General features: G+C 48.4%; 18 protein-coding genes. 5 read left to right on the top strand and 13 right to left on the bottom strand.

Annotated elements, in window-relative coordinates:
• Nucleotides 1-196 precede the first annotated feature (196 nt).
• On the top strand, nucleotides 197-913 hold the full coding sequence (locus PPG34_RS11950; protein WP_313833551.1) for a hypothetical protein: 717 nt from the start codon (nucleotides 197-199) through the stop codon (nucleotides 911-913).
• On the opposite strand, the gene larB is transcribed toward PPG34_RS11950, so the two are convergent.
• Both larB and PPG34_RS11940 read right to left on the bottom strand, forming a co-directional pair.
• The gene (gene larB / locus PPG34_RS11945; RefSeq protein WP_313833550.1) at nucleotides 876-1643 is read right to left on the bottom strand and encodes a nickel pincer cofactor biosynthesis protein LarB; all 768 of its coding nucleotides are present in this window, start codon (nucleotides 1641-1643) and stop codon (nucleotides 876-878) included. The genes PPG34_RS11950 and larB overlap by 38 nt on opposite strands.
• 2 nt (nucleotides 1644-1645) lie before the next feature.
• On the bottom strand, nucleotides 1646-2725 hold the full coding sequence (locus PPG34_RS11940) for an NAD(P)H-dependent glycerol-3-phosphate dehydrogenase (RefSeq protein ID WP_313833549.1): 1080 nt from the start codon (nucleotides 2723-2725) through the stop codon (nucleotides 1646-1648).
• Nucleotides 2726-2820: 95 nt separating this feature from the next.
• On the opposite strand from PPG34_RS11940, the gene PPG34_RS11935 reads away from it, so the two are divergent.
• Nucleotides 2821-3174: a zinc ribbon domain-containing protein gene (locus PPG34_RS11935; protein ID WP_313833548.1), complete on the top strand. Its 354-nt coding sequence runs from the start codon at nucleotides 2821-2823 to the stop codon at nucleotides 3172-3174.
• 138 nt (nucleotides 3175-3312) lie between these two features.
• Here the strand turns inward: PPG34_RS11935 and PPG34_RS11930 are convergent, their stop codons facing one another.
• The 4 genes from PPG34_RS11930 to PPG34_RS11915 form a co-directional block, all read right to left on the bottom strand.
• Nucleotides 3313-3459 (bottom strand): hypothetical protein, encoded by a 147-nt coding sequence (locus PPG34_RS11930; protein WP_313833547.1) that lies wholly within the window; start codon nucleotides 3457-3459, stop codon nucleotides 3313-3315.
• A 68-nt stretch (nucleotides 3460-3527) separates the two neighbouring features.
• Nucleotides 3528-3911, bottom strand: coding sequence for a hypothetical protein (locus PPG34_RS11925; protein WP_313833546.1), 384 nt, complete (start codon nucleotides 3909-3911; stop codon nucleotides 3528-3530).
• 73 nt (nucleotides 3912-3984) lie between these two features.
• Nucleotides 3985-4383 (bottom strand): acyl-CoA thioesterase, encoded by a 399-nt coding sequence (locus tag PPG34_RS11920; RefSeq protein WP_313833545.1) that lies wholly within the window; start codon nucleotides 4381-4383, stop codon nucleotides 3985-3987.
• Nucleotides 4384-4396: 13 nt separating this feature from the next.
• Complete coding sequence (locus PPG34_RS11915; RefSeq protein ID WP_313833544.1) at nucleotides 4397-5656, bottom strand: TIGR02710 family CRISPR-associated CARF protein; 1260 nt, start codon at nucleotides 5654-5656, stop codon at nucleotides 4397-4399.
• Between the two features lie 41 nt (nucleotides 5657-5697).
• On the opposite strand from PPG34_RS11915, the gene PPG34_RS11910 reads away from it, so the two are divergent.
• From PPG34_RS11910 to PPG34_RS11900, 3 genes are all read left to right on the top strand, one after another.
• Nucleotides 5698-6327, top strand: a complete 630-nt coding sequence (locus tag PPG34_RS11910; RefSeq protein WP_313833543.1) for a D-sedoheptulose-7-phosphate isomerase — start codon at nucleotides 5698-5700, stop codon at nucleotides 6325-6327.
• The gene (locus PPG34_RS11905) at nucleotides 6317-7288 is read left to right on the top strand and encodes a GSU2086 family protein (RefSeq protein WP_478219261.1); all 972 of its coding nucleotides are present in this window, start codon (nucleotides 6317-6319) and stop codon (nucleotides 7286-7288) included. The genes PPG34_RS11910 and PPG34_RS11905 overlap by 11 nt, the downstream gene beginning before the upstream one ends.
• Before the next feature lie 155 nt (nucleotides 7289-7443).
• Nucleotides 7444-8862 (top strand): sigma-54-dependent transcriptional regulator, encoded by a 1419-nt coding sequence (locus tag PPG34_RS11900; RefSeq protein WP_313833541.1) that lies wholly within the window; start codon nucleotides 7444-7446, stop codon nucleotides 8860-8862.
• 227 nt (nucleotides 8863-9089) lie between these two features.
• Here the strand turns inward: PPG34_RS11900 and PPG34_RS11895 are convergent, their stop codons facing one another.
• From PPG34_RS11895 to PPG34_RS11865, 7 genes are all read right to left on the bottom strand, one after another.
• Nucleotides 9090-9533 (bottom strand): response regulator, encoded by a 444-nt coding sequence (locus PPG34_RS11895; RefSeq protein ID WP_313833540.1) that lies wholly within the window; start codon nucleotides 9531-9533, stop codon nucleotides 9090-9092.
• Nucleotides 9534-9591: 58 nt separating this feature from the next.
• Nucleotides 9592-10395, bottom strand: coding sequence for a SagB/ThcOx family dehydrogenase (locus PPG34_RS11890; RefSeq protein ID WP_313833539.1), 804 nt, complete (start codon nucleotides 10393-10395; stop codon nucleotides 9592-9594).
• Nucleotides 10396-10493: 98 nt separating this feature from the next.
• Complete coding sequence (locus PPG34_RS11885; protein ID WP_313833538.1) at nucleotides 10494-11828, bottom strand: YcaO-like family protein; 1335 nt, start codon at nucleotides 11826-11828, stop codon at nucleotides 10494-10496.
• Nucleotides 11825-12919, bottom strand: a complete 1095-nt coding sequence (locus PPG34_RS11880; protein WP_313833537.1) for a hypothetical protein — start codon at nucleotides 12917-12919, stop codon at nucleotides 11825-11827. The genes PPG34_RS11885 and PPG34_RS11880 overlap by 4 nt, the downstream gene beginning before the upstream one ends.
• Before the next feature lie 262 nt (nucleotides 12920-13181).
• Nucleotides 13182-13364 carry a hypothetical protein gene (locus PPG34_RS11875; protein WP_313833536.1) on the bottom strand — a complete coding sequence of 61 codons (183 nt, stop codon included), beginning with the start codon at nucleotides 13362-13364 and terminating at the stop codon, nucleotides 13182-13184.
• A gap of 376 nt (nucleotides 13365-13740) precedes the next feature.
• Complete coding sequence (locus PPG34_RS11870; protein WP_313833534.1) at nucleotides 13741-15813, bottom strand: TonB-dependent receptor plug domain-containing protein; 2073 nt, start codon at nucleotides 15811-15813, stop codon at nucleotides 13741-13743.
• A gap of 218 nt (nucleotides 15814-16031) precedes the next feature.
• Nucleotides 16032-18317 carry a sensor histidine kinase gene (locus tag PPG34_RS11865; RefSeq protein WP_313833533.1) on the bottom strand — a complete coding sequence of 762 codons (2286 nt, stop codon included), beginning with the start codon at nucleotides 18315-18317 and terminating at the stop codon, nucleotides 16032-16034.
• Nucleotides 18318-18322 lie beyond the last annotated feature (5 nt).

Here is an 18322-nt window from a genome sequence, read left to right as displayed (position 1 = left end):
CTTTTCCCTTCATATAGGGAATGGGGGAGGTTCCAGAAACTTTTTCTTGTTTCCTGCTAGACTCAAGAAATGATTTGTGTACAATCAAGGAGAAGTGTCTTGGAACAGGGAAAAGACTGGCGATCGTGATGTGTGAGTACCTGTGTCCGTAATCTTTTTTTTGAAAAACTTGTTATTCTCCTTTATTTGTCTTCATATGCGTTGGAATCGTTTTATTATTCTCCTCGTCATTGCTTCGGTGTTCACCTCGTCCATCCTGATAGATGAGGCGGAGGCCAAACGTAAAAAACGACGGTATAGCCCGCCTTCCTTAAAAATTTTGGACATCTCCACCTCCCCCATGCCCTTTGCGCCAGGCAATGGGCCTCTGGAAATCACGGTTGACGTCGGGTTGCCCAAAAACCTTTCTAATGTGGATCTCCTGGAAGTGTCTTCCATGATCAGTTTTCCCTCAAAGCGTTCCATTCGATTCCTCTACAATCGCCACCCTATCGAGGATATTGTGGAGGCAGAAGGCACGCGAAAGATCAGCACAACATTGATGTGGGATGGAAAAGATCAAACCGATCAATTCGTCACCGCCGGAACCTATAAATACGAAATACGCGCCAAGCTCATGTCGAATAAGACTGGTCAACCCCTTGTCAAAGTCGTCTCGCTGCGGGCGCGGGGAAAGTTGGAAGTATCTCCATCGGAATCCTTAGCCAATCGTGAACCTCACTTAGAACATGTGCCCTTCACATCGGAGGAAGACTCTTCCGAAGACCTCGGCGATGGCACAGCGGAAGAAAGTCCTTCAGCAGGCGAGGAGGAACTGGATACCGATAATATTTCTCCTCAGGAAGAAAACCTCGAAGAGGTGACAACTGGGGATGTCAGTATTCCAACTCCTGTAATCCCGGAAGAACGTTGATTCGATGAGCCAGATGTCCCGCGCCAAAGCCATTATCGATATTCATCACCCCGATTCCCCCTGAACAGGCATTGAGCATCGTAAGCAAGGGGGCGATTCCTCCAAAATTCGCACCGTAACCTCGACTGGTGGGCACAGCAATCAATGGGGTTTTCACTAGCCCCCCGACCACCGTGGGCAGAACCCCATCCATCCCCGCAATCACAATCAGAACCCGAGCTTGTTGTAGGCGATCCAAATGATCTAGCAACCGATGCAACCCGGCCACCCCAACATCAAAGAGTGTTTCCACAGCACTGCCCATCACAGTGGCGGTGACTCTCGCTTCCTCTGCCACGGGAATATCCGACGTGCCGGCCGTGATAATAACGATATCACCTTGAGGCCGAGGAACGGTAGTTTGAATAACCACCATCCGCGCCTCTTTTTCGTACACAGCTCGGGGGCTTATACGAGTTAAGGCTCGGGCCACTTTAGGCGTGGCCCGCGTGGCCAACACAGGAACCTCTCGCTTGAGGAGCCCTTTGGCAATAGCGACAATCTGTACCTCGGTTTTGCCTTCACAAAGAATAGCTTCCGGCACACCTTGGCGAAGTGTCCGATGATGATCCACTTTAGCAAACCCAAGATTTTCATAAGGCAGCATGCGAAGCTGATCAAGAGCTTTTGGTACGGATAGATTCCCTTCCTGAACTTGTTGAAGCAGTTTTTTTATCGCTGAGGAATCCATATCTATGAACGACCCGCTGGAAATTCTGAAGATGAAGAAGGAGGATGCGCTAATGTATGAGACGTTTCTTCCTTGGCTGATCGAGACATGAGCTCTTCCACCGCCTGTCTGGCCGATTTCCCTTCAAATAAAAGAGCATGGATACCCTGAACAATTGGCATCTCCACATGGAGTTGAGTAGCCAGACTCATTGCAGCCCGGGTCGTCCGAATGCCTTCAGCCACAGTAATAGTGTCCTCCAAGATTCGTTCCAAGGATTTCCCCTGCCCAAGCTGAACCCCCACGGTGTAATTCCGGCTCAGTGATCCGGTGCAGGTCAGCACCAAATCCCCTAACCCAGAGAGCCCATAAAGGGTATGCACATCTGCCCCAAGCGCGACGCCTAACCGAATGATTTCCGCCAGCCCCCTGGTGATTAAAGCCGCTCTCGCATTGCCTCCAAGCTGAAGCCCATCCACCACCCCTGCAGCAATGGCCATGACATTCTTCAGGGCCCCGCCAAGTTGTGCGCCAAGGACATCACTTCCTGTATACACCCGAAACACCGAGGTCATAAAAACCGATTGCAATTGGGTGGTGAGCGCAGGATCTTGCCCAGCCAAGAGAATGGTCGTGGGTTTGGACTGGCATACCTCTGCGGCAAAACTCGGTCCGGTGAGGACGGTAATCCCATATGCCCAGTCGGAAGGCAAAATCTCTTGAAGCACCTGGGTCATAAACTTCAATGTGTCTTCTTCAATCCCTTTTGTCGCCACAACGATGGGCGCAGCCTTTGAGAGACTTGGTTTCATGTTCTTGAGGACCATGCGCATAACATGAGACGGGACCGCGAAAATGAGGAGATCAGCATTAGAAAGGGCTTCCGAAAACGACGTTGTCGCGATCAGCGATTTCGGCAAAGACACTCCCGGTAAAAAGACTGTATTTTCGTGAGTCATATTGACCGCCTCAACCACCTCGGATTCGAAAGCCCAAAGCTTGACGGTCAGATGATTTTCTGCCAAATGTCGCGCTAGGCATGTTCCCCAGGCTCCCGCCCCAATGACGGCGACACGACGAATGGTGGAATGAGGTGTGGTCATGGAATATGTCAGGGGATATTAGAGAAGGTGGGGGATTATAGGAACCGATCTCTAAAACTGTCAATTGAATTAGAAATGTGGAGACGAGTGAGCCCATGACAGAACTGCAAACTTGTCCGGCGTGTCGACATGCTGTCCCCTCGCGCGCCCAAGTGTGTACGAATTGCGGAAAACGGATTCCTGGCGCGTCTCTGTATGCCGAACGGTCCAAAGAAACACTCAATATTCGAATTCTCTACATCATGGTAAGTCTGCTGATCTTGGCCGTCCTCTTTCCACCCTGGGAGGCCGCACCTGGAGAGCCTCCCGCGTACTTGGGTATGCATTTTATTCAGTCGCCGCCAGAGCCGGGGGCGGTGATTAGTAAGATGTTGCAATCGATTGAACTTGTTACGATTGCGGTGGGGGGGATGTATTTAAGTTGGCTGTTTCGGGAGCGGCCTCGATAAGATGATTAAAAAAGGTTTCGGATTTTTTTAAAGCGGGCTTTCGCGCCCGCGCGACGAGTCCCTTTTGTTTCGGCAAAAGGGACCAAAACCATTTTTGCCTGTGCGCGGCCCTGCGGTTGCCTCCGCCTCCGTATCGAATTATATGGCTGCGCAACTCGCTCCGCTCAGACAATGCTCGCCAAAAAGTCGAATTCGATACTGCGGCTCCGCCGCGCCCAACGCAGGAGAAAAATTAAACGGCATACTTCTCAAGTGATCGAATCCGATAGGTTCGGCATGGTCCATTGGTTTCCCCTGCCGTCATACTCTATTGCGTTCAAGAAGAGGGGATAAAAGGGTAGCGCCCACCTTTTTTACCCCTTTCCTCCCTCTCTTGTTTTTTTCTCTAAAACAGCTCGCAACCCTTTCTCGAGCCGGCTTTCTTCTTGAATTTTTGAAAATACTACTACTACTCCAGATGCAGTTTCTTCTACCTCGGCAATCATACCAGATTGCACTGCTTCAAAATACAAACCTGCAAACCCTTTGGTTAGTCGCATATAAAGAGCAGATAGGAGAAGTTGAACTCTATTTTGTGTACGTTTTTCCCCTTCTAACCCCCACTTCATGGATGGGATCATTTTTTTCACCATTTTTCCACGAAATCCCTTAACAACAATGGAGAATGGCTCACCTTTTTGAATCGCTGCCTCAGTTTCTTCATAAACATCAGGGGCATCTAAGCTCAAAGTAACCATAAAAAGAGTTCTCCTAAAAAGCGGAGATTTATGGATGAGTCAACTAATTTATCATTCATAGATTTGAGGCTCACTAGTCGGTGGAGTTTATATTTGGCAATGCTTGGAGTACTAATGGCGGTACTCGGCGGACTTTTCCGGTTGAATCCACGGTCACGAGGGTGGCGGAGCCTTCTACTACGACGCGGTGGGTTTGTTGTTCTTGGATGGTGTGGGTGAAGATTAGGCTGGTTTTTCTTGAGGGGGTTACCTTCGTATTGATTTCTAGGGTTTCGCCGTAGTGGGCGGAGGAGCGGTAGAAGAGTTCGGCGTGGGTCACCAGAAATAAGGTACCTTGTTTTTGGAGTTCTGCTACTGACAACCCATGATCGGCTAGATATTCGGTTCGGGCTCGTTCGAAGTATTTTAAAAAATTGGCGTAGTAGACGACTCCGCCGCAGTCTGTGTCTTCGTAGTAGATTTTGATGTCCACGGTTGCTTGTGGGCTAGAGTGTCATGGATGGGAATCTTGGCAATGAGTTCTCATCGACTTTGGTCAGTTTGAGGACCAGGGCGTAGAGCTGCTGAAATCGCTCAGTCTTGGTGTTTTGAAATCCATGGCCTAAGACACTCTGATAGGCGGAATCCAAGAGCGTTTTCATTTTGGGCCATTCGGTGACGAAGGTCTGGCCCATGGGATCGCCGAATCCGGCTAGGGCACGGAATTGTGCCGAAAGCGGGAGTTTATATTTTCCATCGATATCGTCCAACATGGTCTGGCGACAGGCCTCTTGAAGATCCTGAGGCAATTGCTCTGCTTGGACATCCCAAGTTTTGACATGAAATTGTTTCATGAGCTGATGTTGGGCACAGGCTTCCAAGCCACGAAGCAAGGCCAGCGTGGCGATTTCCAATTGATGATCGCGCTCCGCGCGACGTTTGGCATGGGCGATCAGATCAAGAGCCACAGAAAATTTAACATCGTGAGGATCCAAGACAATGCCCTCTAAAAATGTGGCATTCGATTTGGCAGTTCCCAGCACAGAGGAAAGCCCGGCAGGCCCACCCCAGACCGAAGCCAGTTCCAAAGCTTTGAGCGAGGCTTTGAGTTTTTCCCACGCTTCCCGATAGTGAAAAGCCTCCCACAGGGCATACCCTTCGGCCATATCACCCAAAGAATGATAGAGTGGTTTCAAACTTCCACTGACCATACCCTCAATTTGGCGAAATTTTTTGGCCGAGGAAGAAAACGCGCCTTGGTTAAACAGTAATGAGGCTTCCCGTCTTGAAGAGGCTGCGCCCTCATTCCAGGGATTGCTGTCTTCCCAGATTCGAGACTCCCCTCCCACCATCACGGTTTTATTTTCCTGGACCGACCCATCGCTCTTTCTCAGTTGCACGACCTTTGAGGTAAACGGACCGCTGGCCAAGGCCACCGCTGCCGCCATGGCTGGAGTGGCGGCGCTTAGATCCACGACAAGTTCACCAGGCTGAACACCCCAGGTTTTCAAAATATCCGGAAGGCTTTTAGTGATGGCGAGATGCGACTGCGCAAAACTGTCAGAATCTGGCATCAGAATCCAGTCCCAACGCTGTGGCATCTTTAAGATTTGAGGCTGGACCTGAGATTCAATGGTCTCTTTTTCTTGTTCGCCTAACACAAAGCACAACAATTCAGGGGAAAAGTGGTTAATGCTGGCTACAGCGGGAGCCGAATCCCCACCCATTGCAATCAACAATGCCTTAGCTTGATAGTCATCAATCATGACAAGGCGATGATAGCATTCCCACTTAGGGGGTTCAACGAATGACCACGGTTGTGTTTTCCTTTAAATCTATCCTAGAATCCGGGCCGATGAACATTGAACAGGTGGCCCAACGATTCCGTGAAAGTGGCGAGGTCAAACAGGCCTTCGTGAACGCCTATGCCGGCCAAATTGTGAAGGTAGCAGAGCTCATTGTCGCCAGCCTTCAAGCCGGGGGCAAAATCTTATTGTTCGGCAATGGAGGGAGCGCCACGGATGCGTCGCATATCGCGGCAGAATTTGTCGGTCGTTACGATCGCGATCGCACGCCCTTACCCGCCCTGGCCTTAGGCACCGATATGGCGGCGATTACCTGTATTGCCAATGATTACGAGTACGCCGATATTTTTTCTCGTCAAATTATGGCGTTAGGACGAAAAGGCGATATCGCCATCGCCATTAGCACGAGTGGGAATTCCCCCAATGTGTTGAAAGCTGTTGAGACCGCCCAGGGACAGGGACTGACGACCGTGGCCTGGACCGGCAAAGGCGGAGGAAAACTGGGCAATCAGGTTGACTATCCCTTTGTGGTGCCGTCGAAGGTGACCGCCCGTATTCAGGAATGCCACATCACTCTGGGGCATGTGTTGTGTGAAATAGTCGAACAGAAAATTTTTGCCAATGCCACGTAAGACTCCCCCGCGATTGATTCCGCCCATTGATGTCTCTCGTTTGAAGACCTATCCCTTAAAATCCAGACATAGCAAGGTGAGGACATCCGATTTTTCTGTCCCTTGGAAGCGAGGGGGGTCATTGGCAAAATTTCTCTCTGGGCTCCCGGACATCCTGGCCGTCAAAACACTTCGATGTTTAGCCAAATCCATCGTTCAAGCTCGTCGAAAAGGACGGCCAGTCATTTTTGGATTGGGAGCCCATCCAACCAAAGTAGGGTTGAATCCCATTATCGTTGACCTCATGCGGCAGGATATTGTCACGGCCCTCGCCGTCAACGGGGCCGTGGTGATCCATGATTTTGAGTTGGCCCTCATGGGACATACGTCGGAAGAGGTCGAAGCCGAAATTGATTCCGGACGTTTTGGGATGGCCGAGGAAACCGGACGCATGATTAACGAGGCCATTACCGAAGGGGTTGAGGACGGATTTGGGATTGGCGGGGCAGTGGGACAATATATCTTTCGTCGTCGCAAACAATTTCCGAATTGGAAAACCAGTCTCTTGGCAACTGGCATTCAACAGAACATTCCTGTGACGGTTCATGTGGCCATCGGCACCGATATCATCCATATGCATCCGGCAGCGGATGGAAAGGCGTTGGGTGAAGGATCCTTGCGAGATTTTCGCCAACTTACAGCGGTGGTGTCGCAAATGGAAGGTGGAGTGTACCTGAATATTGGCTCAGCCGTGTTATTACCCGAAGTGTTTTTGAAAACGGTAACGTTGAGCAGAAATTTGGGCCAATCTTTGACAAACATCACCACGGCGAATATGGACTTCCTGTCGCACTATCGCCCACTAACCAACGTGGTCAAACGCCCCACCCAAAAAGGTGGCCAGGGTCTCTCGTTAACCGGTCACCACGAAATCATGCTTCCGCTCCTAGCCGCCGCTATCATCGAGGAGTTGAGACGATAACCCTGGCAACTGAAACACCGCGCACCACTGGGGAAAGAAATATGGCTAAGGTCATTCATATTCTTGACTCCGTTAAATAACCCCTCTAGGTTGGCCTTATAGAATCGCTGTCATTTTGAGTCTCCGATCAGATTGAAATCCCTATGCTGTTCACGATGAATAAAAAAATTCTGGTTGTTGACGATGATCCAGACATCGTTTTGATGTTGACGGACCGTTTAGAAAGTTTGGGGTATTCCACGATCGCCGCTCGGGATGGGGAGCAGGCCCTCGAATTCCTTGAAAGTGAAGAGCCTGGGTTGGTGTTACTCGACCTGGAAATGCCAAACCTATCTGGCATGCAAGTATTGGAGCGTTTACGGCAAGACAAAGGATTTGAACCAGAGACCGGAACAAAAAGTGGACTTTGGGAAGGGGATAGCCCACACCCCCCGATCATTGTCATGACCGCCCATGGTACGATCCAACGGGCTGTAGATGCCATGAAATGCGGGGCCTATGATTTCCTGACGAAACCCCTGGATGTCGATCACCTCACCATTGTCATAGAAAAAACGCTAGAGCGGGAATCCCTTCAACGTCAGGTGGCCTATCTGAGACATGAAGTGGAGTCTCGATATAGCACCATTGTGGCAACCACTCCCGAGATGCATTCCCTGATTGATCTGGCAAAGCGAGCCGCGAATTCTGATGCCACCGTGTTGCTCTTGGGGGAAAGTGGGACAGGAAAAGAATTATTTGCCCGATCCATTCATCAATGGAGTACCCGTCGTAGCATGCCCTTTGTGGTAATCAATTGCGTGGCCCTTACCAACACCTTACTGGAAAATGAACTCTTCGGCCATGAAAAGGGCGCCTTTACCGGGGCGACGGCTCTTCAAAAGGGCAAAATTGAAGCGGCCGACGGAGGCACTGTATTTTTAGATGAAATTGGTGATATGCATCCTGACCTTCAAGCGAAACTTCTTCGTTTGCTCCAGGATAGAGAATTTCATCGTGTGGGCGGAACAAAATTTGTTCGCGTCAACATTCGGGTACTGGCGGCCACGAATCGAGAGCTCACAAAAGCTGTCAAAGCGGGGCAGTTTCGAGAGGATCTCTACCATCGGCTCAATGTCGTCAGTTTTTCCATTCCTCCTTTGAGAGAACGGCCCTCTGACATTCCCCCACTAGCCGAACTTTTTCTTCAACGATCTGCGCGGGAGTTGGGGAAACTGAACATGCATTTGACCAAAGAGACAATAGAGACCATGCTTACTTACCCATGGCCAGGAAACGTCCGTGAACTGGACAATGCAATTTCCCGCGCCGTGGTATTAAGCACGGAACCCGCCATCAGCCCGGAGCACCTTCGCCTCAGCAAAGAACCTTCAAAGGACCTGCCCGTTTTGGAAAATCTGACTTATCATGATGCCATGGACCAGTATGGGACTTACTTTGTTGAGCAGGCCATTCGACGTGCGGGAGGTAATCAGACCAAAGCCGCAGAAGCCTTAGGGCTTCAACGCTCTTACCTTGCTCGGTTGGTCAAGCAAAAAAATATTGACATTACGGAGCTTGACGATTCTCGTTGACCTCTGCCTGTATCCCTCTTCCTTCCTGCTTGAAACAACACCCAACCAGCGGACTCTTCTCTTCCTACGTTCAATTTAAGATGTACCTTTATGATCTAACCTTCGAGAATGGGATGGCCAGAGCCCGTTCAAACATTTCCAAACGTTAAATCATGCGGAGATTGACTGACCGAGAGAAAATCTCTCTTACTCTTTGTTGGAAGCTAGGGGTACAACCTGGAGGCAATTTAGACAGAGACTTTTTCAATCTCTACTTGGAGACGATGTTGAATGGCCTGACGAACAATATTTTTAAGTTTGTTGCGATCAAAAGGTTTTGAGATATACGCAAAAGCCGGGCTTCCTTCGATCTTGCCTGTATAACGCTCCAGTGGAGAATAGGCGGTCAGAATGATAATTGGCAACCCTGGGTCACGACGGAGCATGTGGGTTAATACCTCCAATCCATCATAGTCGGGAAGCCCTAAATCTAGGATCACGGCATGAAATTGATGGTACTCGCTGATATCCAAAGCCGCCCGTCCGGTTTCAACCACGGTGACCCCGTAGCCTTCTTGATGTAATAAATCCGTCAATGCCAGCCCAATATCCGGTTCGTCATCAACGGTAAGGATTTCAGGGATGGTGCAGCTGCTGGAGGAAGGCCCATTGTAGCGATCAGGGGAAGACATAAATTTTTGGGTGCAGGAATGATTAATTTCCATTCAACGGACCAATTTATTAGATTCCTTATTGGTCGGGACGCTTAGGTTCACCGATCGCCATCATATAAATTGTCGAATGTAAAATACCGTCGAGATCCAAATAGGCATCAATATCACGGTCATAGAATCCACCAATGTTGACGCATCCCAATTTGAGCGCCGTCGCCACCAAGTTCATGTTTTGCGCAACATGCCCCGCTTCTAGTAAGGCAAATCGGTACCCTCGATCTCCATATTTGAACACGGTACGTTCAAACATTGCGGTAATAAAAATCATGAGGGAACCCTCCAGGGCCAGGTCAGGTTGGATGATGGCCTCAGCAATCGACTGTCGTTCATCACCTGCACGAAGGCGACGAACATGATGACCCGCAGAATTATAATGGTAGAGTCCAGGGAGAAGACCATCTACGCCCACGCAGTGAAAAAAGATTTCCAAGGGATAAAGTGCTCCACCAGAGGGAACCGCCCGGAATGATCGTGAAAGATTTGTCCCTTGGTTATTCCGAGTAACACCGTAGGAATAGTGCAGTAATGTGGCTACCTCGCCCAGCGAAAATTGACGAGAGGAAAAATTTCTAACCGACACCCTATTAAGAATTGTGTCTGACAGAGAAGAGGCCGGGGTGGCCAAAGGGACCGGGAGTTCCACCAAGGGAAATCCTTCAAAGGGTAGAGATTCATGAAGTTCTTGAGTTTTTTGCACAACTTGCTCTTCCGATAAGCCTTGAAAATACCGTCCAAGCTTTGAATTTTCATGAAACAGCTCCCAGGCCGCGTCTTCAGTTGTCGAGGAAAGCAACAATTCATTCCATGTGTCAGTACTCATCTGGGGACCTCATGTTTTGAACAACTTTCAGAGATGCTTGAAAATTGAAACTTGAAACTCCGCACCTGAAATGCCCAAGGCCGGGACCGAGTAACCTCTTACGGATACGGGTGGGGCGCCGGATTATCTCCACTCTCTCGGGTGATTCCGGGATATCCTAATCGTTGTGGAACCTCCCAAAGCCTCGATCCACCAAGAGCCCGCGTCGCATGTCCCATTTGTAATGGGTGAAATCCTGGAATAACGGACCTCACAACAGAAAGCCCAAGATCTCCAACATCGGATGTTGTGAGGTCTGCCAACAGGACCTTGTGATTCACCAACCGAATTTGGTTGACGAGTATATTAAGATCAATATTAGGTTCTCCTGTGAATGGGGATGGAATATCTTGGAACGCGACGCGTTTCTCTGAGGAAAAAATAAAATTTGCAAAGCGACCATGGGCTTGATCTCCGTAGAACCGGAGATGCGCATCCTGGTTGCTAACAGCCTCAAATCCAGGATTTGCTTCGATACTCGGTTCACTCGACTTAAGGCTTTGAGCCAGGCGACGTGTATGAGCAAGTTCCTCCAAACTTTTCCGTACAGCATCTTCCGGATCAAGGTCCGCGGAAGCTGCAAAGCATAGAGCAGGACCGTCTTCTACATAGCACCGAGCCACAGCCAACACGACGGGAACCTCGTAATCCATAGCCAAATGGAAGAGAAAAACCGAATTGCCCGTCCGCTCAAAACGCGAAACCAAGTCCTGGTTTTCAGGACTGAGTGTTTCAAGGTTAATGGCAGGAGGCGATATAGCAGCTTGCCAAGTGATCATGAAGGCATCACGTTCAATGACCTCACAAATCGCGGAAATAGCCGCTTCCTCAAAACTGCAGTGGCATGCCAATCCTGAGGAAATTGGTTGGACAATGGGAGTTTCTCCATTCTTTTCGTCATACCAATAAGGCATGAATACTGTGGCTGCCGGCAAGTACCAGGGTTCATTGTTAAAGAGATCTCTTGCCGGAGTCCATCGAACAGGGGTCGAAGACGTAAATGGCCTATACGGGAAATCCGGTCGACGATATTGCTCCTCACTGTAAAGCGCAAAATCCTCGGGAGCGATGCAAGAAAAAGGAGCGTCTTGATAGGAAATCAGGGGTAATTGGTCTTGGTCAAAGATGGCCGAACAATACCGTTCCACCGCCTCTCCGATGGCTTTGGCAACCGCAAGCTCTCGGAAAATCGAAGCCCCTCCGGTATTGGAAAAATTTTTATTTTTACTAAAAGCCAGAGTGTTGCAGGCCTTGGCGTAATAGCAGAAAAAATCCGGCATGCCCGACTCCCGACGGAATTCCTTGACATATTTCACAATGCCCACTTGCTCATCCACGATGGCATCCACAATGTTGGCCAATCGATGAAATGAAGGTTTCCGTGTGGTAATCACGATTGGGCCTTGGAAAATTTAAATTGTGAAAGAGGTTTGTCTGGAGTAATAGCGGAGCGTGTTTGCAAGGGACTACAAACCCGGCAACGAGGAATTTTGAGGACTTTTCTTGTGGTCATGCGAGTGGCTAACAAATTGACTTCAATAAGTTTCCCTACATTCCACAAAGGCATGGCTTGACTGTAAAATTTGGTCAATTCCATGGCTGCAATGTTCCCGAGAATGGAAGCCATGGAAGGGTGAAATCCAACCACCGCCTGAGAATCAAAAGCCGCTTCATCCACCGCTTGCCTGGCTGGTGGATTGGCTAAATGAGAATGTTGCCTCATCAATACACATTCAAAGCATGCCGTCTCCTGAGGAATGACAAATGGACCAATTTGACCAATCATATTGGATAAGACGATGGGGAAGAAATGAATGTTCTGTTGGACGCATTGTGCATTCCATTCTCTGAGAGCATGAGGGTTGCCAAAGTCGCACGTAGGAACCACGCAACCTTGAGAAGAAGGATCTCGAAGGGCTTCCCACGACTCCATGGCTATAGCCAAAGGGAGATTTGACGGCCACATGGATGTGGATATTTCCTGAACCGTATCGAAGAATCGAAGGTTTCGTAATCCGGGATCGTCAACTACATCAACCTGGGAAAATCCAGATTCCCTAAGGGAAATGGCCAGTTGTCGAGAAATATAATTGACTCCGAGAATCGTAATTTTTTTAGTGTGCAATAGTTCTTGAACGGCAGGCTGGGTTTGGTCAAAATGCCAATAAAAGATGTCGGCAGGTCCTTCAGTAGAACCGGAATCGGTATCGAGAGAAGCATTGGAGACTAAAAACCTTCGCTCAACTAGTTGATCGATCAATTTCGCCACAGGGGACTGAACCTCGGGAGAAAAGAATGACAAGAGCGTTACCTTGGTCATTTTATTTCTGGACGAAAGAGAAAAAATCTCTTTAATAATGGTTCCAACCTGTTCACCACGAATCTGGACTTCCGTACATCCGCGTTTGAGAATAGCGCCTTCTTGGGTAGGAATTATTTTGACCGGTAGGGAGGAAAATGACTGATCGCTATTAGCAAGATTCATGGTACCTAGTCCCTATGTGTAAAACCCAAGAACCTTAGGAGTGAAGAACTCACTTAACTTAAACAAGGGATATGGTGCAATCAATACTTTTAGTGCCAGGCCCTTGAGAAGTGGGAAAGTACCCCACTTCTCAAGATAACCTCCAGAAATTCCAGGACAAACTTACCCTCCCTTCCCCCTACACCAAGATCTTTAGAAAACAATGTAGTTTCTCAAAGTGAGTTTAGAGGAGATTTAAGAGCAGTTTGTACTTAATTACACCTTACTCTGAGAGAGCTTCACCCCCTGCAGCCGCACAACAACTACAGCAACAGGTACAGTGAGTTCCATGTCCAGCCTTCCAGTTTCGTAGGCCTAACTCATTGAGAGCCGGCTCTAAGGCTGTCGCAACTGAATTCGTGTCTTCCAACTCAATGGACATTGGAGAGGATGTTACTTTTTGCATGACGTGCCTCCAAAATAAATTGTGAGTAATAAATGAAAAGTGGCTTTTGTTTCTTTGGCTTCTTGCCCGGCCTCTCACTTAGGACTTTCAAGGCAGACCCTATACTATTCTTGAATTAGTATTGGAAGCGAGAAACCTCATAATTTCCTACGCAAAAATCATACCGAGTTTTTTAAAACCCTATTTATGTACAGAGGAAGAAAATTTCCTTGGGGTCTTAATCAGTTAGAGAAATAGGAATATTATTGGCACATAAAGTCATTATAAAAATAAGATGAAAATTTGTATCCAATTGGATACAAGGTTTATCTTTTTGGATACACAATATAGGAAAGAGTGAAGAAAGGGAAAAATGAAATTTGGATAAACTGCCGTGTTAATACCTAAAGGTTATCCATCCCATAACACGCGAGCCAATAATTTCTCCAAGTGGATGCTCTTTGTGTTTATCATTCAAAGCATTAAAGACGGAAAGGGCTAGTTCCAGTTGGTCATTCCAAAATTGGTATCCACCACGAAGATTGAGGAGCGTATAGCTGTCGACTTGGGGATTCGGAACATTAGAGGCGGGTATTCGGCCTTGGGCTACAAATGAATTAAATGTTGAAGAAATAGGATATGTGGCGCCCTCCACATGATGAAGAATGACTTCCGCGGTGAAACCATTCTCCCAGTCTCCTCTAAAACCTGTATTGACCTTAAATATTGGGCCACCTCGCTGGGAAGTCCCGGCAAAGGTCTGATCACTATTTTGATAAGAATAATTAGCAAAGCCACTTAACCAAGGCAGCGGCCAAAACTCAATCCCGGCCTCCCCCCCATAAATGTCTGCCTCCCCGCCATTGGCAAAGACCAGAGCAGTACCTCCGGGTGGCAGGAGGACGGAATTAATCAGGTCAGAGACTTGATTATAAAAGAGGTCGGCTCTTGCCCGAACCCGGTGCTTGAAAAACCAGCCTTGGTAGCTGATTTCATATGAAGTAATTTCCTCAGGTTTGAGGTTAGAAGATCCATTCAGTGAGCCAGTCACGAATGACCCGAATGCCGATCTAGAATCGGTATTGGTTTCAAAAATCGTGGGAGGGCGAAATGCCACAGCAATGGTTCCACGGACTGTGTGGTTGGGTAGAAATCGGTAAATCAAGGCAACACGCGGACTATAAGTGGGATTGATTTCCGTATGGAGATCAACTCGAATCCCACCCGTGGCGGTAAGTTTGGAGGTAGCCTGCCACTCATCCTGTATATAGGCACCGAAACGATCTTCCCGACTGAATTCGTCAAGAAAATTACTTGAGACTGTATTGTGCCGATAATCCATTCCATAGGACAGCCGATTGGTAGAACCGAATTCCAGGGCATGCTGTCCGGAAAAATTGTAACTATTCCATTTTCGGGTTTGGTTGGAACTGAGGTTTGGATCGGTAATGGCAAAAGGACCAGGAAGAAGCGGATTTGTTTGAAGCAAATTGGGCACGCTTGATCGGTTCCAGTAAGCTCTCAGAAAAAGGTTCGGTCTTTTATATTCAAACTTCGTATAGGCTTGTGACGGTTCTCCTTGGGAAATCACCAAATTGGTCACAGGCCCATCGTACCGGTTGGCATCCGCCAACCCGCCCGACACTGAAACCGTGGCAAGGCTTGAAAGTTCATACTCTGTTTGCACATTGAATTTATGGACACGGAACCCTAGCGAGCTCCTGGAATCCCATTGATTAGTTTGATCTCGTCCCAAAGAGAGTCGATAGCCAAGCTTGTCATATTTTCCTCCATAAACGGCGGAACTGGTGACGGAACCAAGTTCCCCTGCTCCCACCTGGACATGCATGCCCTTCATTTCTTCAGGAGACTTGGTAATAATGTTAATTACACCATCAAAGGCATTAAACCCATAGACAGCCGATGCTGGCCCTTTAAGCACTTCGATTTTTTTAATTTCAGGTAAGGTCACCGGAATCATTTTCCAGAAGACTTCACCTTGTATATCCTCATAGATCGAACGGCCATCGATTAACACCAGGAGCTTATTCGCTCGCAATTGATTGTCTCCTCGAACACTGACGTTAAAATCCGCCGCGGTCATCTGGATGACCTCCAAACCTGGGACTCGACGCAAAACCGTGGGGAGGTCAGTGGCGCCGGAAAGCCGAATGTCGTCATCGGTGATGACATAAACGTTTGAAGGAGCTTCGGAGATGGGTTGCTCGTGCAAGACAGCAATGCTGACGGTTTCCTCCTGAAGGAATCGTAAGTCATCCATCACCTGGTCAGATGAGCTTTCCAGAAGATCGTCCGTGATTCCCGGATTCGCCTCAATAATTTGCAGAGACAGCCCATGGATCAAGAGCAAGACCCACAATGGAATCAGGAGTCGACAAACAACACCTGGTTTTTGGCAAATTCGCAAAAAAGAAAAAGCGCGGTAGGCTTTCTTTACTTGATTAATCATGGGCAAACTTGTCCCCCGTTCTCCCACCACGCCTCAGGCTGCAAAAGTAACATCCTAGTGACCATGGGAGTCCGTTCCTGGAAGTAAGATTCGTCATTCTACTCAACGAATTTTTTGGGTTGCAATTAATCGAAATCTCACCGAGAAACAGAGCGCCACATGTGAGGCAACTGTGTCCCTAGATTCCGACCTGTTTGTCTCTAGCCTTTCACTCTTCATTAACCATAACCATGGCCGGCAACAGGAAAGGTGATAAAAAATTTTGACCCCTTCCCTTCGGTGCTCGCGACCCAGATCTGTCCGCCATGGAGGTCCACAAGGTTTTTCGTAATGGCTAACCCCAATCCCGCCCCTTTGGATTCGAGGGGCCCAGTCGGGCTCCGATAAAACCGCTCAAAGATGGTTTGGAGCTCTTCATCGGGAATACCGCATCCCGTATCTGCCACACACACTTCAACCCATTGGTCAACCTTTTGGACTATACTAATATTGACGAGACCGCAGGGGGGAGTGAATTTAATTGCGTTATGAACCAAATTGGTAAGCACTTGGCTCATCTTATCGCGGTCGCCCCGAACCAACGGAACGTTTTGACTTGGGGCCAGGGCCAGCGATAAACCACGCTCGGTTGCCATGGCTTGGAGATTCTCGATGACCTCTTTGATCAATTCGGGCATGGAAACAGAAACGGGAGTAAAATCCATTCGCCCGGCTTCGATGCGAGATAAATCCAGGAGGTCATTGATCATTCGAGTCAGGCGATCAACATTGGCTCGAACTCGCGTTAAATAAAACGTTTGTCGGTCGGTTAATTCCCCGGTTAAGCCATCAAGCATATTTTCCACAAGCCCTTTCACTGAAGTCATGGGCGTCCGTAACTCATGGGAAACGATAGAGACAAATGCCGATTTGAGCTGATCCAACTCCCGCAATTTCTCATTCGCTTCGGTAAGTTTTTGGGTTCGCTCATCGACCCGCTCCTCCAGCGTAATATTTAATTGTTCAAGCTGTTGATAGGCTTTGGCATTATCAATGGCGACTCCCACCGTATTGGCAATGGTGATCAACAAATCGAGATCTTCTTGTGTACAAATTTCTGGGGTGCTATCCGCAGCAATAAATCCCAAAATATTTTGCTGGCTTTTTAGAGGGGCACACACAAAGGAAGTGACCCCCAGTTGCATAATATAAGGAAAGATTCGCGGATCGAGGCGAGCACTTACCGTCTGGATCTCCGGAATTAAAAAGGCCTCACCACGAAACAAGAGATCAGCATGCAAACTGCCATCTTCTTGAATCAGAATTTCCAGCGATTGAATATGAGAAGCCAGTTCGTCAGGAATACCTGCTGTTTGCGCTTGATGCACCAGACCTCGTTCAGGGTCATAGAGCATGAGCAGCATGTGAGTAAACCCAACTTTTTCAACTAAAAGATGCAAGACCGTACTGAGGAGAGCATTGAGGTCCAAGTGCGAGGCAATGGCCGACCCTGTTTGATTGAGTGTGGTTAATTTGTTGGCATGTTTGGTGATCGTGGCGACCTGGGCGGATATCGCCTGCTCTCGGTCGCGAATGGCTTTGGTCATAGTGTTAAACGTTATGCTTAACTGACCGACTTCGTCTCGAGTGGTGGGCTCCAAGGATACAGAGAAGTCACCAGCCGAAACCTTTTTGGCAACGTCGGCCAAACTTCGGAGTGGATTGATGATCCGATTCGCCAATAATGTCGTGGCCACAATACCTAAGGCAATAATTAAAAACGTGATCAGCACGATATTCCACACGATATCATTGAGCTGTTGAATCATCGTCTCATTACTGACACCGACCTGAACAACCCCATGAATCGTACTTTGAGGTTGAGCCGAACGTTCCAACCCCCCGACGTCTTCTTGTTCCTCCAGGGCAAGAGGCCCCAGCAACGAATCAGAAGCCGCCCGCCGATCTACCGTGACCGCAAAGTCATAGAGGAGTTCAGTCTGGTCGATAAACCCAACATTCCACCATGGTGGCGAAGAGGTTCTGAAAGAAGAAGTGGATTGGCCCTTGCTTTTAAACGCCGTAATCACTGGATCGTTCTGTGGGTCTGCCAGCAAAGATTGTACGATTTGCTCATCTGGATAGAGTGGGGCATTGATCATTCGTGCTTGGCTTCCAGTTCCAAGGGCCCCCTTGCTTTTTGACACTAGGGGGGTGCCTTTTGAATCAGTCATGATCACATACACCACTTCCTCGGCATTCATCGCCCCATCGGATAACCGTTCTAGGGAAAGAGTGTCTTTGGCAATCAGCGGAAAACGGGTATTATACGCTAAGTTTTTGATGGTTCTGAGTCCCGTGCTTCTCAAGGATTCAGCCATGAATTGAGCTTGTTGATTCACGACATACCAACTCAAGCCAGAGCAGACGGCAATAATAATGACACTAATGAATACGATAAACTTCGTTCGTAAACTCGTCATTCGAATTGGTGTCCTGAGTTCATCGATACCAGGTGGCATCATTTTCG

Source organism: Candidatus Nitronereus thalassa (genome assembly GCF_032191465.1).
Taxonomy (GTDB): domain Bacteria; phylum Nitrospirota; class Nitrospiria; order Nitrospirales; family UBA8639; genus Nitronereus; species Nitronereus thalassa.
The sequence above is the reverse complement of the archived record's forward strand: the minus strand, read 5'-3'. Positions and strand labels throughout refer to the sequence as shown.